Annotated in this window: 23 protein-coding genes and 1 tRNA gene; all 24 read right to left on the reverse strand. The window is 31.6% G+C overall.

Annotated elements, in window-relative coordinates; translation table 11 throughout:
• Positions 1-162 precede the first annotated feature (162 nt).
• Positions 163-621: a DUF134 domain-containing protein gene (locus DEFDS_RS08540; protein WP_013008402.1), complete on the reverse strand. Its 459-nt coding sequence runs from the start codon at positions 619-621 to the stop codon at positions 163-165.
• A 293-nt stretch (positions 622-914) separates the two neighbouring features.
• The gene (locus DEFDS_RS08545; protein ID WP_013008403.1) at positions 915-1,439 is read right to left on the reverse strand and encodes a DUF6125 family protein; all 525 of its coding nucleotides are present in this window, start codon (positions 1,437-1,439) and stop codon (positions 915-917) included.
• A gap of 25 nt (positions 1,440-1,464) precedes the next feature.
• Positions 1,465-1,827, reverse strand: coding sequence for a cupin domain-containing protein (locus DEFDS_RS08550; RefSeq protein ID WP_013008404.1), 363 nt, complete (start codon positions 1,825-1,827; stop codon positions 1,465-1,467).
• Positions 1,828-1,845: 18 nt separating this feature from the next.
• Positions 1,846-1,917: transfer RNA gene (locus tag DEFDS_RS08555), tRNA-Val, on the reverse strand.
• Positions 1,918-1,948: 31 nt separating this feature from the next.
• Complete coding sequence (locus DEFDS_RS12845; protein WP_013008405.1) at positions 1,949-3,610, reverse strand: chemotaxis protein CheW; 1,662 nt, start codon at positions 3,608-3,610, stop codon at positions 1,949-1,951.
• An 8-nt stretch (positions 3,611-3,618) separates the two neighbouring features.
• Positions 3,619-4,503 carry a P-loop NTPase gene (locus tag DEFDS_RS08565; protein ID WP_013008406.1) on the reverse strand — a complete coding sequence of 295 codons (885 nt, stop codon included), beginning with the start codon at positions 4,501-4,503 and terminating at the stop codon, positions 3,619-3,621.
• Positions 4,504-4,935, reverse strand: a complete 432-nt coding sequence (locus DEFDS_RS08570) for a DUF2062 domain-containing protein (RefSeq protein WP_013008407.1) — start codon at positions 4,933-4,935, stop codon at positions 4,504-4,506.
• Positions 4,936-4,944: 9 nt separating this feature from the next.
• The gene (gene lon, locus DEFDS_RS08575) at positions 4,945-7,278 is read right to left on the reverse strand and encodes an endopeptidase La (protein WP_013008408.1); all 2,334 of its coding nucleotides are present in this window, start codon (positions 7,276-7,278) and stop codon (positions 4,945-4,947) included.
• Between the two features lie 9 nt (positions 7,279-7,287).
• Positions 7,288-7,686, reverse strand: a complete 399-nt coding sequence (locus DEFDS_RS12995; protein WP_013008409.1) for an Hsp20/alpha crystallin family protein — start codon at positions 7,684-7,686, stop codon at positions 7,288-7,290.
• A gap of 7 nt (positions 7,687-7,693) precedes the next feature.
• Positions 7,694-8,560 carry a UTP--glucose-1-phosphate uridylyltransferase GalU gene (gene galU, locus DEFDS_RS08585; protein WP_013008410.1) on the reverse strand — a complete coding sequence of 289 codons (867 nt, stop codon included), beginning with the start codon at positions 8,558-8,560 and terminating at the stop codon, positions 7,694-7,696.
• A gap of 17 nt (positions 8,561-8,577) precedes the next feature.
• On the reverse strand, positions 8,578-9,366 hold the full coding sequence (gene amrB / locus DEFDS_RS08590) for an AmmeMemoRadiSam system protein B (RefSeq protein ID WP_013008411.1): 789 nt from the start codon (positions 9,364-9,366) through the stop codon (positions 8,578-8,580).
• Positions 9,345-10,154, reverse strand: a complete 810-nt coding sequence (locus DEFDS_RS08595) for a hypothetical protein (protein ID WP_013008412.1) — start codon at positions 10,152-10,154, stop codon at positions 9,345-9,347. The genes amrB and DEFDS_RS08595 overlap by 22 nt, the downstream gene beginning before the upstream one ends.
• Entirely contained in the window at positions 10,135-11,142 is a 1,008-nt protein-coding gene (gene mqnE / locus DEFDS_RS08600; RefSeq protein ID WP_013008413.1) for an aminofutalosine synthase MqnE, read from the reverse strand. Before mqnE ends, DEFDS_RS08595 begins: the two co-directional genes overlap by 20 nt.
• Positions 11,136-12,548: an HD domain-containing phosphohydrolase gene (locus tag DEFDS_RS08605; RefSeq protein ID WP_013008414.1), complete on the reverse strand. Its 1,413-nt coding sequence runs from the start codon at positions 12,546-12,548 to the stop codon at positions 11,136-11,138. The genes mqnE and DEFDS_RS08605 overlap by 7 nt, the downstream gene beginning before the upstream one ends.
• A gap of 9 nt (positions 12,549-12,557) precedes the next feature.
• On the reverse strand, positions 12,558-12,833 hold the full coding sequence (gene fliQ / locus DEFDS_RS08610; protein WP_013008415.1) for a flagellar biosynthesis protein FliQ: 276 nt from the start codon (positions 12,831-12,833) through the stop codon (positions 12,558-12,560).
• Between the two features lie 9 nt (positions 12,834-12,842).
• Positions 12,843-13,583, reverse strand: a complete 741-nt coding sequence (gene fliP / locus DEFDS_RS08615) for a flagellar type III secretion system pore protein FliP (RefSeq protein ID WP_013008416.1) — start codon at positions 13,581-13,583, stop codon at positions 12,843-12,845.
• Positions 13,580-14,350: a hypothetical protein gene (locus DEFDS_RS08620; RefSeq protein WP_013008417.1), complete on the reverse strand. Its 771-nt coding sequence runs from the start codon at positions 14,348-14,350 to the stop codon at positions 13,580-13,582. Before DEFDS_RS08620 ends, fliP begins: the two co-directional genes overlap by 4 nt.
• On the reverse strand, positions 14,343-14,633 hold the full coding sequence (locus DEFDS_RS08625) for a FliM/FliN family flagellar motor switch protein (RefSeq protein ID WP_041223702.1): 291 nt from the start codon (positions 14,631-14,633) through the stop codon (positions 14,343-14,345). The genes DEFDS_RS08620 and DEFDS_RS08625 overlap by 8 nt, the downstream gene beginning before the upstream one ends.
• A 7-nt stretch (positions 14,634-14,640) precedes the next feature.
• Positions 14,641-15,153: a flagellar basal body-associated FliL family protein gene (locus tag DEFDS_RS08630; RefSeq protein WP_013008418.1), complete on the reverse strand. Its 513-nt coding sequence runs from the start codon at positions 15,151-15,153 to the stop codon at positions 14,641-14,643.
• Positions 15,153-15,902 carry an OmpA family protein gene (locus tag DEFDS_RS08635; protein ID WP_013008419.1) on the reverse strand — a complete coding sequence of 250 codons (750 nt, stop codon included), beginning with the start codon at positions 15,900-15,902 and terminating at the stop codon, positions 15,153-15,155. Before DEFDS_RS08635 ends, DEFDS_RS08630 begins: the two co-directional genes overlap by 1 nt.
• 7 nt (positions 15,903-15,909) lie before the next feature.
• Positions 15,910-16,674, reverse strand: coding sequence for a motility protein A (locus DEFDS_RS08640; protein WP_013008420.1), 765 nt, complete (start codon positions 16,672-16,674; stop codon positions 15,910-15,912).
• Between the two features lie 61 nt (positions 16,675-16,735).
• Positions 16,736-19,189 (reverse strand): flagellar hook-basal body complex protein, encoded by a 2,454-nt coding sequence (locus DEFDS_RS08645; protein ID WP_013008421.1) that lies wholly within the window; start codon positions 19,187-19,189, stop codon positions 16,736-16,738.
• Positions 19,190-19,207: 18 nt separating this feature from the next.
• A complete protein-coding gene (locus tag DEFDS_RS08650) occupies positions 19,208-19,873 on the reverse strand; it encodes a flagellar hook assembly protein FlgD (RefSeq protein WP_013008422.1) in 666 nt (221 codons plus the stop codon).
• 14 nt (positions 19,874-19,887) lie between these two features.
• Positions 19,888-21,012, reverse strand: coding sequence for a flagellar hook-length control protein FliK (locus DEFDS_RS08655; RefSeq protein ID WP_013008423.1), 1,125 nt, complete (start codon positions 21,010-21,012; stop codon positions 19,888-19,890).

Genomic DNA, 21,012 nt, shown 5'->3' on the forward strand with positions numbered 1-21,012 from the left:
TTTCGAATATAACTATATTTGGATAATGTCAATAAAAATTTATTTTTATTATCAAGTAGTTACAAGCATATGCTTTATTTCTATGTAGCATATGCTAATATTACATAATAGTGTTATATTTTTAGCATATGCCTATTTTTATGATGATTTGCTAATAAAATTTTAGATTTTAGAATTAATACGAAGAGGGCATTGACAATATTTGCCACATCTCTGTCTTTTAATTACCTCTGACTTGTTACATTTTGGACAGACGACATCTTTTTCTTCTATCCCATCAGCCAACACCCATTCATGCCCACACTCTATACATTTTACTTCTCTTGGAACAAACTCAATATGCTCATCATACGAAAGTATCAACCTTTTTCCATTTACTAAAGCGTCAGTAACTATTCTTCTGGCTTGTTCAACTATTCTACCAAATGTCTGTCTAGAAACATGCATTTTATCAGCTGCTTCTTCCTGTGATAAACCTTCAAGATCTGCTAATCTCATCGCCTCCAATTGATCAATAGATAATTCTGCAACAGGGATGTGCTCACAAAAATTACAATAAGGTCCAAACTCACTAAATCTTGGCCTATGTTTTACTTTTCTTTTCTTTGGTGGTCTCGCCATAATAACCTCAACAATTTTATAATACAACATTGCGAAAAAGTCAAATTTTTATAACATAGTTTTATTGTTGTCATATGCCCAATATATTCTACCAAACTGATAGCTTTTAAAAACAATAAGTTTTTGTCAGTTTTATAGGCATAAGCGCATTTTAACTTTATTTATATTTTTTGTTTTTCTTAAAAAATAAGGGGTGAAACATAGATAAACTGAATAATGTTTAAAGCATTTTCCAATAACAATAAACCATATCAAAAAATAAAAAAAATCAACAATAATGGCATATACTCATTTTATTTATTAAGAACAAATTTCCAAGCACAATAAAATCCGCTATTTTTTATATCATCAGGAGGGCATTTTATAACTTCAGTTTCAATTCGAGAATCTATAGCTTTGGCAAAGTAGCTGTACTCAATAATCCCCACACTCTTACAAGGGAAAAAATCCATCTTTTTGCGTTCTCTTGCTGCCTGCACTCTACAGTTAATCATTTTGAGTACCAATATATTTTCATCTACTCTTTCTATAATCTGATCATTTATCCTTCTATACATCCTAAAGTTTAGCGCCTTTTCTAAAGCATCCAAACCACCATTTTCCGGCAAATTTAACCTTTTTTTAATACGGTTTGCCTCAATAACTGTAAAATCTTTCCAAGCCTCTTCATCCAACTTTATCGCAGTTTCTAAACCAAAATGCCTCTCAACAGCCTGAAACCAAAGCCCATCATGAGCAAGCCAATTTTTAGCTTCGTCAACAATAATTTCTATAAGCTCTTCTTTTGACAATGATTCCAATTCTGGATATTTACCCATCCTCTTTCCTCTAAATCTAACTAAATTATTTATTTAACAAATCTTTCTTTTTTAGCCAAAAATCAAAGCTTCTTCCTGGCACAAAAATGTCAAGCCCCACCGATGGAGTATCTAATGGATTTGTAACAATGTGAACCTCATCACCCTCAATATAAGCTGTATCATATTTATTCAACAAAACTTCACCATCTTTTTCTGTCCAAATAGAAAGCTGCCCCTCCAATACTATCAGAATCTGAGAGTTAGGATGATTATGTTTTGGTGAAGAATGTTTTGGTGGTTTTACAAAATACTCAATGGAAATATCACTTTCTTCACATAAAGAAATACGCTCCCAACCTTTTTCTGGCTGATATCTCTTAGCAGAATCGTATTTTACTACTTTCACATAATCCCCCCATATAAATAGGCGCGGGCGGGATTGAACCGCCGACTCCTGCGACGTCAACGCAGTGCTCTCCCACTGAGCTACGCGCCTTTAACAATTAATTTATAAATTAGTTTAAAACTCAATTCAACCCAAAATCACTTAAAAGTTTATCAACATCCTCTTGACTGACTTCTAACTTTTCACCATGCATCTGCTTAACTTTTATATAACCTAAAATTGCACCAAACTTTGCACCAATCTCCTCTGTATAACTAATAATTTTTCTGATTTTTTGCTCAGTTAAATCTTGAAATTCAAGGGAATTAAGCATTTCAAATCCCATACTATCTAACATGCTTACCTTTTCATCAAATTTATCTAATATTTCAAGTAACTGAGTTTCATCATTTGAATTTGCTGCACCCTCCAACTCATTTACCAAATCCTCCATCTCTTTATAAACTCCCACCATTTTTTCGGTATTATTCATAAGATTTAACGCTGCTGTTTCAGCTTTTTCAGTGACATCATCCAATGACTCTTTAACTGTGGGTATTTTTACTGAAGAATCATTTATTGTGGGCTCTAAATCATCGATTTTATTTTTAGTTTCTAATAAAAGTTTTAAAAGCTCACCAACCTCGCCTTTGATATCTATATCTAAATCAGAGATCTCACCTTTTATTATCTTCTCAGCTAACTGCTTAATCTCTTCTACAGAATCTCTTTCTATAACTAAATTATCATTATTTATATTTTCTTCTTCATTATCAACAGTTGTATTTTCGGATTGAAATTCTACACTCTCATCTGATTCAACTATTTTTTTTTTACTTTTTTTTCTCTTTATAAGCTCTTCTGTCTCTTTTTCCCTCTTTTCCAATTCTGCTGCAATTAAAGCATCTAAATCATCCTGACTTACATGCTCAGATTCGCTTTGATATATCTTTTCACTTTGCTCCAATGCATCATTCAACACCTCATCTACAGATTCCTCTACCCTCTTTTTCTTCTTTTTAATCAACTCTTCAGTTTCTTTTTCCCTTTTTTCTAACTCTGCCGCAATTAATGCATCTATATCATCTAAATCAGAAGTACTTTCACTTTTAGTATCCTCATCAACAACCATAACTTCTTTTTCAATATTAGTTTCAGGTTTTACTTCTTCCTCTTTAGCAATAGCTATCTGCTCTTCCTTAGCTTCCTCACCCTTATGAGTTGATGTATTATTCTCATTTTGAGTAGATTCCTCAATATCCACTGAAGAGCCACTATCCTCGTTATTATTGAAAAAGCGTTTTTTTAACTCACTATCCTCTTTGCTCTCCCCAAAAATCACTCTATCTATATCTAACAAAATAATTAATCTTTCGTTATATTTACATATCCCCAAAATATATTCTTGGCCAACTGATCCAACAAGAGGTGGAGTGGGCTCTACAATACTTTTTGTAATCCTCATTACTTCTGTAACTTCATCAACAACAAAACCAATACTCTCTTTTTCAAAATTTACAACTATGATTCTGGTATTTTTATCAAAATCACTTTTATCCAGATTAAATCTTAATCTTAAATCAACAACGGGAATAACTTTACCTCTTAAATTCATAACTCCTAAAACAAAATGATCAACTCTTGGAACTGCTGTAATCTCTACCATTCTAATGATTTCCTGCACCTTCAAAATATCAATGGCATACTCTTCATCACCCAATTTAAAGCCAACAAGCTGTATTATTTCCTCATCAACAATTTCATCATCAAAATTATCTTTTGCTAATACCTTATCATCCAACATAACACACCTCATAATTTAGCAATTATATTATCAGCAATCTCATCAAAACGTTCTTTTATAAAACTATTATCGGTCATAAAATAAAATGGTTCAAGCCTTTTTAAAGATTCCTGAATACTTAAATCGTAAGGTAAAAAACCAAGCTTTTCCATACTAATATTCAAATATTTCTTCGCAACATTTTCAAAACCAAAAAATACATTTAACTCTTTTTTAAATTTCAACATATTTAAAACCATGCCTACTTTATAATTATCGACAATTCCTTCAACAACCTTTACTACTTTTTCATCATAACTCTTTATATCTTCTATTATATCTGAGACCTTTGTGTAATTTTTACTTCTACTCCTCAACCTGCTCGCAATTTTCTCCAAAAGAGGATTGTTTTTTATTGACTTTTCAATCATTCTATACAGAGCAATTTTAATGAACCCATAGGAATTTTCAATTGAAGTTGGTTCACTATTCATGATGATAATCTTTTTATCTGAAAAATTAAAAAAATCTATCATATTATAACTTGTGCCAGCACCTAAATCCATAATGACAAAATCATAGTTTAATCTCTTCAATGTATTTATAATTTTTAACTTTTCATAGTTTGTGATATGTGCCATCCCCAAAATATCGCTTGCACCACCAATAAATTTTATACCTGCAGGTGTATCAATAATAATATTTTCTATATTTTGTTTCTCTTTTAAAAAATTGTAGATACCAACATTTGCTGTTTTTAAGCCAACAAAGTTATGTAAATTTGCTCCACCCAAATCACCATCCACAAGCAAAACTTTATAACCTTTATTTTTCATCCCCATAGCTAAGTTAGCAGAAAAAAAACTCTTACCAACTCCACCTTTACCACTGGCAATCGATATTATATTTGCCATTTACCATCCTCTATATTTTTTCAAAACAAAATAAACTAAACAATAAGCCATTATAGAAGCTATTACCCCCACTACATGTGTTCCCACAAAAAATGGGATTAACATACCTTTCACATTAGTAAAAAGATCATGCCATGTCAAATGATTCCAATCTATGCTTATCTTTGTATTTATATCGGTTAACCATAAGCCTACTTTATAGCAAAATGCATATATAAAAATAAAAGTTATGGGATTTGTAATATAAGCACCAAGAATTAAAGGGTAAATTGGTAAATTAAAAACATATGCAATTGCAATAGCTAAAACAGTATGCAAACCAAGATATGGTGAGAATCCAATAAAAACACCTATTGCAGAAGATAACGCTATTATTGAAGCAGTTCTATTAACTTCAAATAATTTCTTAATTCTATATTGTAATTTATTTATACGCCCCTCTTACTCATCTATTGCATGCGATACAACATCTTCAAATTTTTCCACAAAAATTAAATCTAAGGATTTTTTAATATCTTTTGGTATTTCTATTAAATCTTTTTCATTTTTCTTTGGTAATAATACTTTTTTTATATTATGTCTTTTAGCTGCTAATAACTTTTCTTTAAGACCACCTATAGGCAAAACTTTACCTGTAATTGTTATTTCACCAGTCATAGCAACATCTTTTTTAACAGGCACGTGTTTAAAGACAGAGTAAATAGCTGTAGCAATTGTTATCCCTGCAGAGGGTCCATCCTTTGGTATTGCACCTGCTGGCACATGAACATGTATATCGTATTGTTTAAACAAACTTTCATCAATCCCATACTTTGGAGCAATAGCTCTTATATGAGTCAAAGCCGCTCTTGCGGATTCCTTCATCACATCACCAAGTTGCCCTGTTAAAATAAGATTCCCTTTACCTTTATATTTTGTACACTCAACAAACAAAATCTCTCCACCAAACGGAGTCCAAGCTAAACCAGTCACAATCCCTATTTCGTTATTTTTCAATTCATCTTCATCTAGATATCTTACAGGACCAAGATATTTTTCAACTGCATTTTCATTAATCAGAAATTTATCTTTTCTTTTTTCCGCATATTGCCTTGCGGCCTTTCTACAAATTTTGCCTATTAACCTCTCCAAATTTCTAAGTCCTGATTCTCTGGTGTACCCTGTTATTATCTTTTCAATTGCTCTCTTGGTAAATCTAATTTGGCTTTCTTTAAGTCCATTCTCTTTGATCTGTCTAGGGATTAAATACTTTTCTGCTATTTTAACCTTATCCTCTTCGGTATAACCTGGAATGTATATAATTTCCATCCTATCTTTTAAAGCAGGAGGGATAGGGTCAAGGTAGTTTGCTGTTGTAATAAAAAGCACCTTAGATAAGTCAAAAGGGACACCCAAATAATGATCAACAAAGCTATTATTCTGCTCAGGGTCAAGAACCTCTAAAAGAGCAGAGGAAGGATCCCCTCTAAAATCCATCCCTATCTTATCTATTTCATCAAGCATAAATACAGGGTTATTAGTACCACAATTTTTTATCCCTTGAATAATTTTTCCAGGCATAGCACCAATATAAGTTCTCCTATGGCCTCTAATTTCAGCTTCATCACGCATTCCACCTAAAGATATCCTATGAAACTTTCTGCCCATAGCTCTGGCAATCGATTTCCCTAACGAAGTTTTTCCAACACCAGGAGGACCAACAAAACACAAAATTGGACTTTTCATATTTGGATTCAGTTTTCTCACAGCCAAAAACTCTAATATTCTTTCCTTGACCTCTTTTAAACCGTAATGATCTTCATCAAGGATTTTTTTTGCATGTGTTAAATCAAGGTTGTCTTTGCTGCTTTTACTCCATGGTAGTTCAACCAACCACTCTAAATAAGTCCTTATAACTGTAGCTTCTGCAGAGTCAGGATGCATTTTAGATAATCTATCAAGTTGCTTTTTAGCCTCTTCCCTAACATTTTTTGGCATCTTGGCTTTTTTAATTTTCTTTTCAAATTCTTCTATCTCTTTTTGAAAATCATCCTCTTCACCAAGTTCTTTTTTAATAGCCTTTAACTGCTCTTTTAAAAAATATTCGCGCTGACTTTTATCAATTTCACCCTTAGCTTCATTTAAAATTTTCTGTTGAACCTCTAAAATTGCTATTTCCCTATTTAAAAAATCTGATACCTTTTTTAGGCGTTCTACAGGATTTACAATCTCCAGCACTTCCTGAGCTTCTTCAATTTTTAAACCTATATTCGCCACTACAATATCAGCAAGTTTGCCAGGATCATCAAGTGTATCGATTATAGCCAGCAAATCAGGCAACATAGGTTTACCAAGATTTACTGCTTTACCAATTTGCTCTTTTACATACCTAATTAAAGCCTCGACATTCAAATCTTTTTCAATCTGAACTTCATCTATTGGGCTAACTTTTACCTTAAAATAAGGTTCATTTTGAATGTATCCTTCAATTTTTCCTCTTTTAAGCCCTTGTACCAAAATCTTAACTCTACCATCAGGTAGTTTTAACATTCTTAAAATCATTGCAATACAGCCAGTTATATATATGTCATCAGAAGTTGGAGCTTCAATCATCGCATCTTTTTGTGCGGCCAAAAATATTAATCTATCAGAATTTAAAGCTTCATCTATAGCTGCAATACTTGAGTCTCTCCCTACAAAAAGAGGCAAAACCATATATGGAAAAATCACAATATCTCTTACAGGTAAAAGAGGTAATTCTTCAGGTATTTTTATATCTTGTTCTAAATTCTCCATCTCTCCTCCTTACTTTTTGTCAATAATAATCTCCAAAACCCCATTTTTTAGAATAGCAGTAATATTTTCATCATATATACTTTCAGGCAATTGAACTACTCTCCTAAAAGGGAAAAAATCTCTCTCCATTCTCAAAAAATTAACCTTTTGACCAATTTTATTTTCAGACTTAAAGCCTTCAATTATCAAATTGTTGTTATATAAATAAACCTTAAAATCCTCTAATTTCACACCAGGTAAATCAACATATATTTTAATTTTATCCTTTGAAATTGCTATGTCCATCAATGGATAATTACTTTCAAAAACAGTGCGATTGTTTAGTATATTCTCTAATATCTTTAAAATATCACCTAACTCGTTATTAATTATTCCATGAATAATCTTTATCCCTGGCAAATCAGACATAACTGCCTCATAAAAATTTATTTTTTATTATTTCAACAAGATAATCTTTTAAGTCATCCCTTTCTAAAGCAAAATTTATTATAGCCTCTAAATAACCTTTTACATTACCACAGTCAAACCTTTCTCCTTTAAACAGATAGCCATACACATTGCCTAAAAATGCTTCTTTTTTAATAGCATCTGTAAGCTGTATCTCACCAAGAGCACCAGGCTCAGTTTCACCTATGTTTGTCATTACTTTTGAGTCTAAAACGTATCTGCCAATTATAGCATAATTTGATGGAGGGTTCTTTTTAGGCTTCTCAACCATATCATCCAATAAAAACAATCTATCTTCTACTTTATCCTTAACAGATACAATGCCATATTTTGAAGCATCTTCAGGCAAAACTTCTTGAAGAGCTATGACACTTCCACCTACCTTTTCATAATTTTCAATTAGCTGTCCAATAACTGGCTCTTTACTAAGCATAACATCATCAGGTAAAATAACGGCAAAAGGCTCATCACCAACAATATTTTTAGCACAATAAACAGCGTCCCCTAAACCGCGCTGTTCTTTCTGCCTGACAGAAACAATTTCACAGCAATTTGAAAGCTCTATAATTTTTTCAAGTTCCTTTTCTTTTCCACCCTTTTTCAAAGCCTCTTCTAAATCAAAGTTTCTATCAAAATGGTCTTCAATCGATTTTTTATGTTTCGATGTTACAAATATAACAGTTTCTATTCCTGCATTGATAGCTTCCTCAACAGCATATTGAATCAACGGTTTATCAATGAGTGTAATCATCTCCTTAGGAATCGCTTTAGACGCAGGTAACATTCTCGTCCCAAAACCAGCAACAGGTATAACTGCTTTCCTTACTTTTTTCACACTTACCCCCTCTTAAGTTATTTAATTAATATGCCAGCATACCCCACAACTTGAGAAAAATCCCCATTTACAAATCCGCTATGAGTATGCTCTATTAAAATACCTTCTTTTGCTCCAAAACGTTTTGCTATTTCAATCCCAACTATAGCCGGATAAATACCACACATACTAATATCATTATCGAAAACTGTATCATAAAGCCCTTTCGTATCAAGAGATAAAATCTTCTCAATTGCCATCAAATCCTTTTTATCTGTTGTCTCTGCGTCCTCATAATGATTAAAATCTGAGCTAATAATAATATTTAAATCTTCATCTTTTATCTGTTTATAAATATCACTGGCAAGCTTAACACATTGATTATATTTAAGAGGCATCATTGTAATAGCCGAAAAAGTAATATCTTTTTTAAAATAGTGTAAAATGGGTAATATAACTTCCAACGAATGCTCTCTTACATGTGCTATTATATCTTCCTCAATTTCAGGGATTAAGCTCAGCTTTCTGTTTAATTCTGAATCAACTCGCACAAAACCAAAAGGGGTTTCCCATTCTCCATCGGGGTATAATGCAACTCTCTCTCCAAATCCAGTATGATTTGGCCCAATCAATAAAACTTTCTTTTTTAAATTCAAACTTGATAAAGTCTTAACAGCAGTTTTTCCTGAATAAATGTAGCCAGCATGGGGAACGATTGCTAAAAAAGCATCTATTTTACTTTCTGTTTTATTTTTTTCAAAAAAATCTATTAATTCTTCTTTTTTATCAGGATAAAAATACCCTTTTACTGCAGCTTTTCTAAGCATATTGCCCTCTCTAATTTATCAAACCACTCATCACATACTTTCACAGAAATATTGAACAAACTGTAATCATTCAAAAATATCAAATATTTATTCCCTACTTTATACTTCATAAACCAAGGGAAAATATTTTTTACATAACTTCCTAAAGATTCTACTTCAAAAGTATATTTATTCAAATATTTATACAATTTTTTTACATCTAAATTATCATTTTCAGAGATAACTATAAGATAATTTTCAAATATAAAAAATTCAATACTATTATCTATGATATAAAAGGATGAATCACTAAAGATTTTCAAAAATTCATTTTCCAAAGTTAATTTAAATAAATAAAATCTTTTCCCTTTTATAGAATATCTATCAGAAATATTACTATCAAGATAAGATAAAATTATTACTGCTTCATCATTTGAACTAATTATATCGTCAAAATTCTTTTTATCTGTATCTTCTATAGGATTATATTCTTTAAAGTTACCGTTTTGTTTAACGATACTGTTAAAAAACAAAGAAGTATACTTGGTTTTATTAAAATAGAATACTTTATCTAAAATATTCCTTTTAAATTTAAAAATCTCTTTCTCACAAAAATATGTGTTAATGGATGGCTCAATTTTTTCAATATTTTTATTTTCTAGCAAATAAATAGAATTGTAAAATTTTGGATAATAAATACTATCAGAAGTAAATACAACTTTATGACCTTTTCTTTTTAATCTCTTACCCAATATATGTAAATTAGGTGAAGGGTTATGTATATAAAAGTTAATAAACTCTGATTTCATTGTAAAAGGAATCTCTTTCTACCGGGATTAAGTTCGCAGATTTAATCATAAAAACCAATTCATCTAAAGTCAAACCTTCTTTACTTTTTGCCCCTGCAGAATGAGTTATTTTTTCTCTAACGATTGTCCCATCTAAATCATCAGCTCCAAATTTTAAAGCAACCTGAGCTGTTTTTTCTCCCAACATTACCCAATATGCCTTAATATGGGGAACATTATCCAACATAATCCTTGATAAAGCTATAACTTTTAAGTCATCAACACCTGTAGCTGGTTTTAAATGGCTTAAAAAAGTATTTTCTGGATGAAAAGACAATGGAATAAATGCTATAAAACCACCGGTTTTATCCTGCAAATTCCTTATTTTTTCTAAGTGTCTTACTATATCTTCAAAACTTTCTAAATGGCCATAAAGTAATGTCGCATTGGTTTTAATCCCTTCACGATGGGCAATTTCAACTATTTCAAGCCATCTATCACCACTTATTTTTTCAGGGCATATAATATTTCTTACTTTAGGTTCGAATATTTCAGCCCCTCCACCAGGCATCATATCCAAGCCAGCAGATTTTAGCTTTTTTAAAACGTCTTGAACCGATAAATCAGATATTTTGGAAAAATAATCAATCTCTACAGCACTAAAAGCCTTAACAACTTTTTCGGGAAAATGTTCTTTAATACTTTTTACAACATCAACATAGAAGTCAAATTTATGATGAGGATGCAAACCACCAACTATATGAATCTCATTGGCATCTATACCATTTTTAGCTATGTAACCGATTATATCATCTATATCCATGGAATAACTATCATCATCCCCTTCATCTTTTGCAAAAGCACAAAATTTACATTTGCTAACACATATATTGGTATAATTAAGGTGGATATTCTTTATAAAAAATACCTTCTTCCCCCATTTACTCTCTTTTATTTTATTAGCTTTTTTACCTAATCCTATCAAATCATCTAACATCAAATCTACCATTTAAACCCCTTCTTTTTTAATGCTGATTTAAAAGCTTTAACTATGTCTGGATCAAACTGGGTACCACTGCATCTATCCAACTCTTCTATCGCCCAAGTTAAAGTTCTTCTTTTTCTATAACTTCTATCGGTTGTCATTGCATCAAAAGAATCAGCAACCTGAAGTATTTTAGCTCCCAAAGGTATCTCTTTATCTGTCAAACCATATGGGTAGCCACTACCATCCAATTTTTCATGATGATATAACACATAATCAGGAACATCCCCCAAAAATTCAATAGGCTCAAGGATCTCTTTTCCATGAAGAGGATGCTTCTTCATCTCTTCAAACTCTTCATCTGTCAATCTATCAGGTTTTACAATAATATGAGTAGGTACTCCAATTTTACCTATATCATGCAAAAGACCAGCGTAAGTCATTACTTCCTTAAAACTTTCAGCAAGCCCCATTTCCTCCACAATCATCAAAGAGTAATTTTTCACATTTTCTGAATGACCACGTGTATAGTGGTCTTTTGCATCAACTGCTCTTGCTAAAGAGTTTATAGTTTCAAAATAACCCTTAGCAAGCTCTTCATAAGTATAAGAATTTCTAAGCGCAATAGAAAATTGATTAACTAGAATTGAATAAACCTGCTTATCAACATCGCTAAAAACATTCGAACCTTTCTTAATTATAGCGAAAAGCCCCCATATAAAATTTTCAGAATACATTGGTACTAATAAAATATCGTAATCTACACCTGTTATATTTAATGTTTTACTTATATTATCTTTGTTGAAAAATAATTCCGCAGCCGTTTTAAATGTATAATTAGCTTCTAAATACTCTAGTAACTCCTTATCTACACCTTTTGAAGCCTTGAATGCTTTAGTAAAAATATGCAGAAAATAACCGTTAATATTTTCATCTTGAAAAAGGGCCTTTTCCATAGCTTCCAATATTTCTTCATGATTGAGTGTCTTATTAAAAAATAAACCTAAGTGATGAATATGTAACAACTTATTAAGCTCTACTACTTGTTTACGTAACTTCTTGGTCTCATATGCTTTATGAAGTTTATTTATCAAATCCTCAACTTTAAAAGGTTTTGTAACGTAATCAAAAGCACCCTCTTTTAAAGCAGCAATAGCATTGTCTATACTTGGAAACCCAGTCATCACAATAACAGGTATTTCAGGGTATTTCTCCTTGATTTTTTTTAACAAAGTTATTCCATCCATTTCTGGCATTTTTATATCTGTAATCACAAAGTCAAAATACTTTTCATTTAATAGTTCTAAAGCCCTATACCCATTATCAACATCTACCACTTCGTAGTTTTCAGCCAATAAAATAATCTTTAAACTGTCCCTGACATAATCTTCGTCATCAACAATCAATATTCTTGTCTTGTTTTCACTCATCCAAATCTCCTAAAATTTGCCTATATAAATTGGGATATTTTGAAAAAGATTAAACGTAAATGCAACCAGTTTATCTAAAATCCAAGGGAAAAAAATTATCAGCGCCACAACCACTGCCACTATTTTAGGGATAAAAGTTAGAGTCATTTCTTGTATTTGAGTAACAGCTTGAAAAATACTTATTAGTAATCCCACTATCAATCCAAACAATAACATTGGCGCAGCAATAATCATTGTCAATTCCAATGTTTTTGTCGTAATCTCAATTACAAAATCTGCAGTCAATCAGCACCTCTAATAAAAACTTTTTACCATCGAACCAACAATTAATCCCCAACCATCAACTAACACAAATAGTAAAATTTTAAAAGGTAAAGATATCATAACTGGGGGCAACATCATCATACCCATAGAAAGTAAAACACTTGCAACAACAAAATCTATCACCAAAAATGGCAGAAATAGTAAAAATCCTATTTCAAAGGCTGTCTGCAACTCACTTGTAATAAATGCAGGAATCAATACAGAGTCAGGGATATCATCTGGAGTTTTTGGCCTTTGAACTTTTGATATTTCTATAAACGTTAAAAGCTCTTTTTTCCTTGTATTTTTTAATAAAAACTTTCTCAATGGCTTTTTAGCCTCAACTAACGCTTGAGTAAAATTTAACTTACCATCCATATAAGGCTGAACTGCATTTTTATACATGTCATTTAATACTGGCGACATAATAAAAAATGTTAAAAATAATGCAAGCCCTATCAAAACCTGATTTGGTGGAGATTGCTGAGTACCCAAAGCACTTCTTAAAAAGGAAAAAACTATTATTAACCGCGTAAAAGACGTAACCATCAGTAATATGGCAGGTGCCAGTGTAAGTATGGTTATTAAAAATATTATTTGTAAAGTTATAGCAACATCATTTTGATTTTTTGCAGTATCTATTCCAAATCTAACAGCGGGTAAAGGGATATTGTCAGCAGCTAAAACTAAATTTTGACCAAAAAGTAAAAAAATAAAACAGATATAAACTATTTTTTTCTTAATGACTCAACCTTCTCCTTCACTATTGATTTAGTAATTTCAACTTCTTCTTTTGAAATTTTTTTACCAAAAAATCTCAAATAACTTGAAAAATCTTTCTTTTTAGAAAAACCAGATCTAATCCGAACAATTTCCTTTTCATCCGTTATCCTATCTATATTAGTAATCCCTGCATTTGAATACCCTAATACGTATATATACTTTTCCATATCAACAAAAAATAGAGTAACACCAGGCATTATATCCATTTTACCCAATAAACTACCAACTCCTGGGATATCAGAAATAACCCTTTTTCTATAAAAAATATTTAAAAACTTATAACCTATCAAGATAAGAACAATAATAATTATTAACCCTATAATAATTCTTAAGTAAGGGTTTACATCTTTAACTGTATTATCTGCTAGAGGGATAGAAGCAAAATCAATTTTTCCTATCAAATATCCATCTTCAACTTTTATAAGAGGATTCAATCTTGCTTTCACAAAATCTATTTCTAAAAAATAACCGCCATTTTTTTTATATGTTTTGATGTATGAAACGGGTAATCCTAAAAACTCCTTGTTTACAATCTCACCTTTAGTTGCTGATATTTGATAAATTATTTTATTATCTTGTTCATAATGTGTTACAATTTTTGAACCCTGAACTACTTTTAATTTAAACACCAATGAGTCATTATTAACATCATAATTAAATGAATAAGATAAAGAACTAATAATACAAAACAAAAACACAAATATTACTTTATTCATACAATCCATCACGTTTTTTTTCTACGATATTATCAAGAGTATAGATATCCGAAACTCTCACCGCAAATTTTTCATCAATTACCATAACTTCACCTTTAGCAATAGGCCTGTTTTCAACTAAAATATCCACAGCTTCACCCGAAGTTTTATTCAACTTAATAATAGAGCCGTTATGCCAATTTAGCATTTCTTGAATAGTAACCTTCTCTCTACCAAGCTCTACTACCACTTTTAAAATTATTTCACCAAATTCTTCTTTAACTTTTTTTATTTTTTCTTTCATTAATCACCTATTGCGCAACAAATTCAGTAAAATATATATTTTTTACTGAACCAGTTGTCAAAATTAAGTTTATTCTTCTTATCAACTCTTGTTTCAAAGCCAATTTTCCTTGTGCAGTACTCACTTCTGCATATGTCTTTGAAGAAAGAACTGTTAATATCACATCTCTGATTTGAGGTTTCCTCTTCTCCATTTCCTCTTGAACCTTTTCACTATCCAACTCTAATTGCATAGTAACTTTTAAGTATCTTGTACCACCTGGATCAGCTAAATTAACTATAAAAGTATCTAAAGAATATAGTGGCCCAATAGCTGGCTCAGCTTTCACCTCTTTTTTCTTTGCTGCAGCTGCTTCAGCTTTATTATCAGCTTTTGGCTTCAGCACAAAGAAGTAAGCTGCCCCACCGCCTACTATCAATAACACTACTAAAATTATTATTATAAGTAGAAGTTTCGACTTTTTCTTCTTTTTCCCACCTTCTTCTTCCTGTTCTTGTTCTTTTTTTTCTTCATCTGCCATTAGAAACCTCCACCTTCATTTTCCTCAAAGATATTTTTATGTGATTCGGCAAGTTCAGGACTTACAAAATTTATTTCTACACGCCTATTTTTAGCCCTATTTTCTGGAGTAATATTCGGAACAAGTGGATGATACTGAGCATAACCGGCAGCGCTCAATTTCTCAGGTTTTACACCTCTACTGATTAAAAATTTTACCACAGCTACAGCTCTTGCTGTCGATAACTCCCAATTTGAAGGATACTTAGGGGTACTTATTGGGATATCATCCGTATGCCCTTCTACCAAAATATTGTATGGCGTATCTCTCATAACTGCAGCCAATTTTTCTAAAATAGGTATAGCTGAAGGTAAAATTTCAGCACTACCAGGAGCAAACAAAACAGAATCCATAATTCTTACTGAGATCCCTTTATCTGTTTTAACAACAGAAATTTGACTGCTCAAGTTTGCTTGCTCAATATAATTTTTTAATCCAGAAAGCATCTGCTCCTGACTTTTTTTAACTTTATCTACAAAATCCATTTTAGATAAAATTTCTTCTTTCCCCATTTCAGACTTTCTACCAGCCTCAAGCACTCCTAAAGCACCTTGTAAAGAACCAAGAGCCTCTTTTATTTTCCTTTGGTCTAATGAAGCCATAGATAACAATAAAACAAAAAAGGTCAAAAGAAGAGTGGTCATATCAGAAAAGGTAACCATCCATTCTGGTGCCCCAGCTTTACACTCTTCACACTTTTTTTCAGCCATTTTTCACCTATTCAAATTGAGATTTTCTCATCTTTGGTGGTAAATATGCATTTAATTTTTGCTCAACTATTCTTGGGTTATCTCCAGCCTGTATAGCCATAATACCAGCAATCATTATTTCTCTTAAAAGGATTTCTTCAGCTGATCTCGTTTTCAATTTGCCAGCAAGAGGCGCAGCAAAAAGGTTTGCAATAATTGCACCGTAAAACGTAGTCAAAAGAGCTACTGCCATCGCAGGACCGATAGAACTTGGGTCACTCATCGTCTGCAGCATAGCCACCAAACCAATTAATGTACCAATCATCCCCATAGCAGGCGCAAAACTTGCAATACTTTCTAATATACCTACCCCTTCTTTATGCCTTTCTTCCATATATGACAATTCAGTTTCTAATATAGATTTAATAACTTCAGGCTCTGTACCATCAACAGCAAGTCTTATCCCTTTTTTCAAAAATTCATCACTTATTTCCCCTTCCGCTGACTCAAGAGCAAGTATACCATCCCTTCTTGCTCTAACAGCAAAATTTACAAGCTGCTCAATAAGTTTAGAAGGGTCTTCAGATTTAAATAGAAATGTTTTCATAACTATGGCTATAATATTAAAAACTTTATTCATTGGATAGTTCATAAAAATAATACCAAATGTACCACCAATAACAATCAAAACTGACGGAATATCTATATATACACCAACACCTGGCCCCATCAAAAGGGACACAAATACCAAAGCATAAGCAATAACAATACCAAGCAGTGTAGCAATATCCATACTTATCCGCTCCTAACTCATTATAGTTTAAAAAACTGTAAGTTTCAAAGTAAAATTTATATTATCTCTTCAAATTCATCAACTCCTGCAACAGTTCATCACTTGTTGTAATAACTCTTGAATTTGCCTGAAAACCTCTTTGAGTTGTTATCATATTTACAAATTCTCTAGCTAAATCAACATTAGAATTCTCTAACGCGCTTGCAGCAATTGAACCTCTCCCTCCAGTGGTAGCTTGACCAACTGCAGCTTGTCCAGAGTTAGGAGTCTCAGCAAAAAGTGTATCGCCCACTTTTAACAAACCCTCCTGATTTGTAAAAATTGCAATACCCACTTGAGCTATCTTTTTAATCTCTCCATTTGTATAAGCACCAACTATCTCCCCTGTATCATTGACAGATATTCTTTCCAATGAGCCCATTGGATACCCATTTTGATCAGTTTCTGTTATTGTGGAATCTGACGCAGACAATGTCATACCATCATAATTACCAGGAGTACCGAGATTCACATTAATACCACTCATGATTGAAGCACCATTAGAAGGTGATAAAGTATATGAAAGATTGCTTAAAACATTATTAGTGAAAATATCATATACACCCTGAAAAGAACCATCTTGATTAAACCTTACTATGACAGTATTTCCTGTAGTGCCATCTACTGAAATAGAATCGTTACTATCAGCAGGCTCAATAGTAAGTTTCCACTCATTATTTGCTTCATCATACAACTCAAATTTATAATTTACCACATGAGGATTACCCTGTGCATCGTAAATGGTTTGGCTAGTAACAAGCTGCCCACCAGATGCATTTTGCAACGTTTGATATTTCATATAATCTGTAAAAGTAGCGTAAGTATTTGGACCTGTCGCCGAAAAATTTATATAATCAATACTGTTTGGAATACCTTTTTCTCCTGTTACTTTTATTTTACCATTTTCAATTTGTATACTATCTGTAGGTAAAGCCATATATGCTTCTAATGCATCTAATAAATCACCAACAGTATTATTTGCAACACTAATATTATTTACTCCATTACCATTTGGCGTATCACCTCCAATTTGAGCATCAAACTGAATTGTAGTATTATTATCTAACCCTAGGGAAACACCAGAGTTTGTATATAGATTATTTAAACTGTCAGTCTCCGAAGCCAATCTTAAAAAAATATTACTTTCAGTGTAATTACCAACAGAGATTGTATCAGATGTAACCATATTGCTTTCAAAAACAGTTCCACTATAAGCTTTATCAATACTAAAACCTGTTATATTATTGTTACCTGAAGTATTATCATAAGTAAATTTACCTGTGGATGTGTTATTATAATCCACCACAAAACCAGTAGAGACATTATCGTTTATTGCACTTTGAATCTGAACAGCTAAGTCACCTAAATTACTAAAATCATTGCCAGCTGTTAAGACTTTTTCGTAAAATAGCGAATTACTGGTGGACGAAGTGTTTACCGAATTATATGTACCAACTAATGGTTGTAAAAGAGCAGCTAAATTTGGATTACCTGAAAAAGAGTTTATTACTAGATCTCCAGAAACCCTTTGAACATTAATTTCACCATTTGAGATACTAACAGTATAATTCCCACCAGATTCTGTATCTAAAATATTTTTTAATTCAGATAAGAAACCTTGTACTGAATGAAATTGATTATCATTATTAGCTGTATCAGCATTTGTTGAAGACGAGTATGTTAAAGCATAACTATTCCCATTTACAATTAAGTTTAATGTTGGATTGCTATCTAATCCAAGATTAACATCATTATCATTATACACAGCTGCCATATCTGTGATATCAGTAGCATGAGCTTTTATTCTTACAGGCTCACCGTCTACAAGATCAAGTTTTAAACCATTAGAACTGTATAAATCAAATATATTGTCATTACTAGTTGCTGTTGTCATTAAAGGCTGAAATTCTAATATTGTTGGTTCTGCTCTTGTATCCAAATTTCCGACTAATGAAACCTCAGTTGTAGCCTTTGCTGGTACGCTTGTATAAGCTGATGATAGCTGAATGTCAGAAACTTCGGTATTGGTTAAAATTTCCCCAGTATCTGCATCAGCCATCCACCCTTGCACAATAAATCCATCAGGAGTTACTAAATATCCATCTTTATCAAAAGTAAAATTACCCGCTCTTGTATAATAGTTTTCATTTTCATTTTCACTTCTTACTACAAAAAAACCATTCCCTTGTATCGCCATATCTGTAGTAACTCCTGTATTTTGCAATGTTCCTTGTGTAAAAATGGTATCAACAGAGGCAGTTGAGGTGCCTGTCCCTATCTGTTTTGGATTTATACCACCAAGATTTCCTGCAGGAGCCTTACCACCACTAATTGTTTGAAATAATAAATCCTGAAATACAATACGAGATGTTTTATATCCAACAGTATTTACATTAGCTATATTATTACCAATAACATCCATACTTTTTTGATGCTCATTCAAACCTGTGATACCTGCATAAAGTGACCTTAACATCTATGCACCTCCAAAATTTTAATTATATACAGAAATTATTTCATCAGGTTTTACTTTGGTAAAACCCAAATCAAAAACCGTAGAATTACCCTCTTTCAATACACCTATCACTCTACCTGAAGAAGATAATCTAACCGGCAGCTCATTACCATCTTTATCTTTTGCAACAACTTTGTAAGAATAATTTCCCGGATTTAATTTTATACCATTATCATCTGTCAAATCCCAGCTAAAAGTATTTGAACCATCTACCCCTTTAACGCTGACAGTTTTAACTTTTGCACCTTTATCATTATAAATTTCTATATTTGTAGTTGCTGGAGTGCCAGAAATATCAAATCTTAATAAAGCACCGTTTTCATCTGCACTAAAATCGTTACCATAGAAATTTATTGTTTTATCTATGAAACTTACTGCTGAAAATAGATTTAAATTGCTACTTTCTTCATTATCAATCAATTTATCAAACTTTTCAGATATATTTATTAACTGTTCTAAAGAAGAAAATTGAGTGGTTTGAGCAATAAATTCACTATTATCAAGAGGATTTAAAGGGTCTTGATTTTTTAGTTGAGTAACTAACAGATTTAAAAAATCGTCTTTATCCAGCTCTTTTTTCGGCTCTCTATTATTTATATTACTTATAGAAGTAACTGTATTTATATTACTACTTTGCTGTATCATATTTAACCTCCAAATTATGCATAAATTGCACTATCATTTTCTTTAGTATTTTCTACCTCTTCTATTTTAAAAGATTCTCTTCCATGTGGTTTACCAGAACTGCCATTGTTTTCCCTCTCAAATCTCCCCTGATTATTATCATCATGTAAATAACCCAGCTCCACATCTGCTAAAATTATCCCTTTAGTTTCCAATTGTTGTTTAATTGCATCAATATTTGTCATTAAAAGATGTTTAGATTCATGTGAATCAACCAGTAGTTTTGCAGTCATTTTTCCTGCTATTTCACTTAATTCTATTTTTAGATTCCCTAGATGTGCTGGATGCAATTTGACTACTAATTTTTGACCATCTTTTATATTTGCAATTTTTATATAATCTACAAATTTTAATACATCGGATGGTTTTTCTACTTTAACAGTGTGTAAATCTGTATTAACAACGTTGTGTTTATCGTTACTGAAATTTGTTGATTGTACCATATCAATTTTAATATTCCTGATTACTGGCTTGTTTTCTTCTTTAGATTTTAATATGTCATGAAAAAATTTTTCTATTTCTACTACTTTATTCCCTTCTTTGCCATGATTCTCTTCTAACAATTTTTCAAAGCCTTGAAATTTTGTTAACACTTCTTTCTTATCATTTATTTTCTGTATATTTTCCAAATCCCTTAATGATTTATCAATATTTTCTAAATTTCTATTTTTTAAATCACTAAATTGCTCCTTTTTTATCTCTTCTATCATTGTAAATAATTTCTTAATATCGTTTTCAGAGAATCCTTTTAAAGAAAGTAATTCGTTAATTTTTTGAAGTGCTTCTTCATAATTTTTAATAGTTTTTAGCTCTTCAAAAAAGTTTTCGTCTACGCTAATATTTAGTGCATTTAAAATTGATTTCAGAAGTTCGATATCTACTGTTGAATTATTCATATCTTCATTAATATTTGTTTTCTTATTATTTAACCTTGCTTCATTTTTGTTGACTATTTTACTCTTATTGCTATTTTCATTAATTTTAGAAGTTAACACCTTTTTGAACTCACCCTTATCATGCCTAGCTTCTTTCTTAGCCAATTGTTTTACATTTTTATCAATAGGTAAAATTTGCTTCATTTTTAAGGCCATCTGTTCCAT

This window comes from Deferribacter desulfuricans SSM1, from assembly GCF_000010985.1.
Taxonomy (GTDB): Bacteria; Chrysiogenota; Deferribacteres; order Deferribacterales; family Deferribacteraceae; genus Deferribacter; species Deferribacter desulfuricans.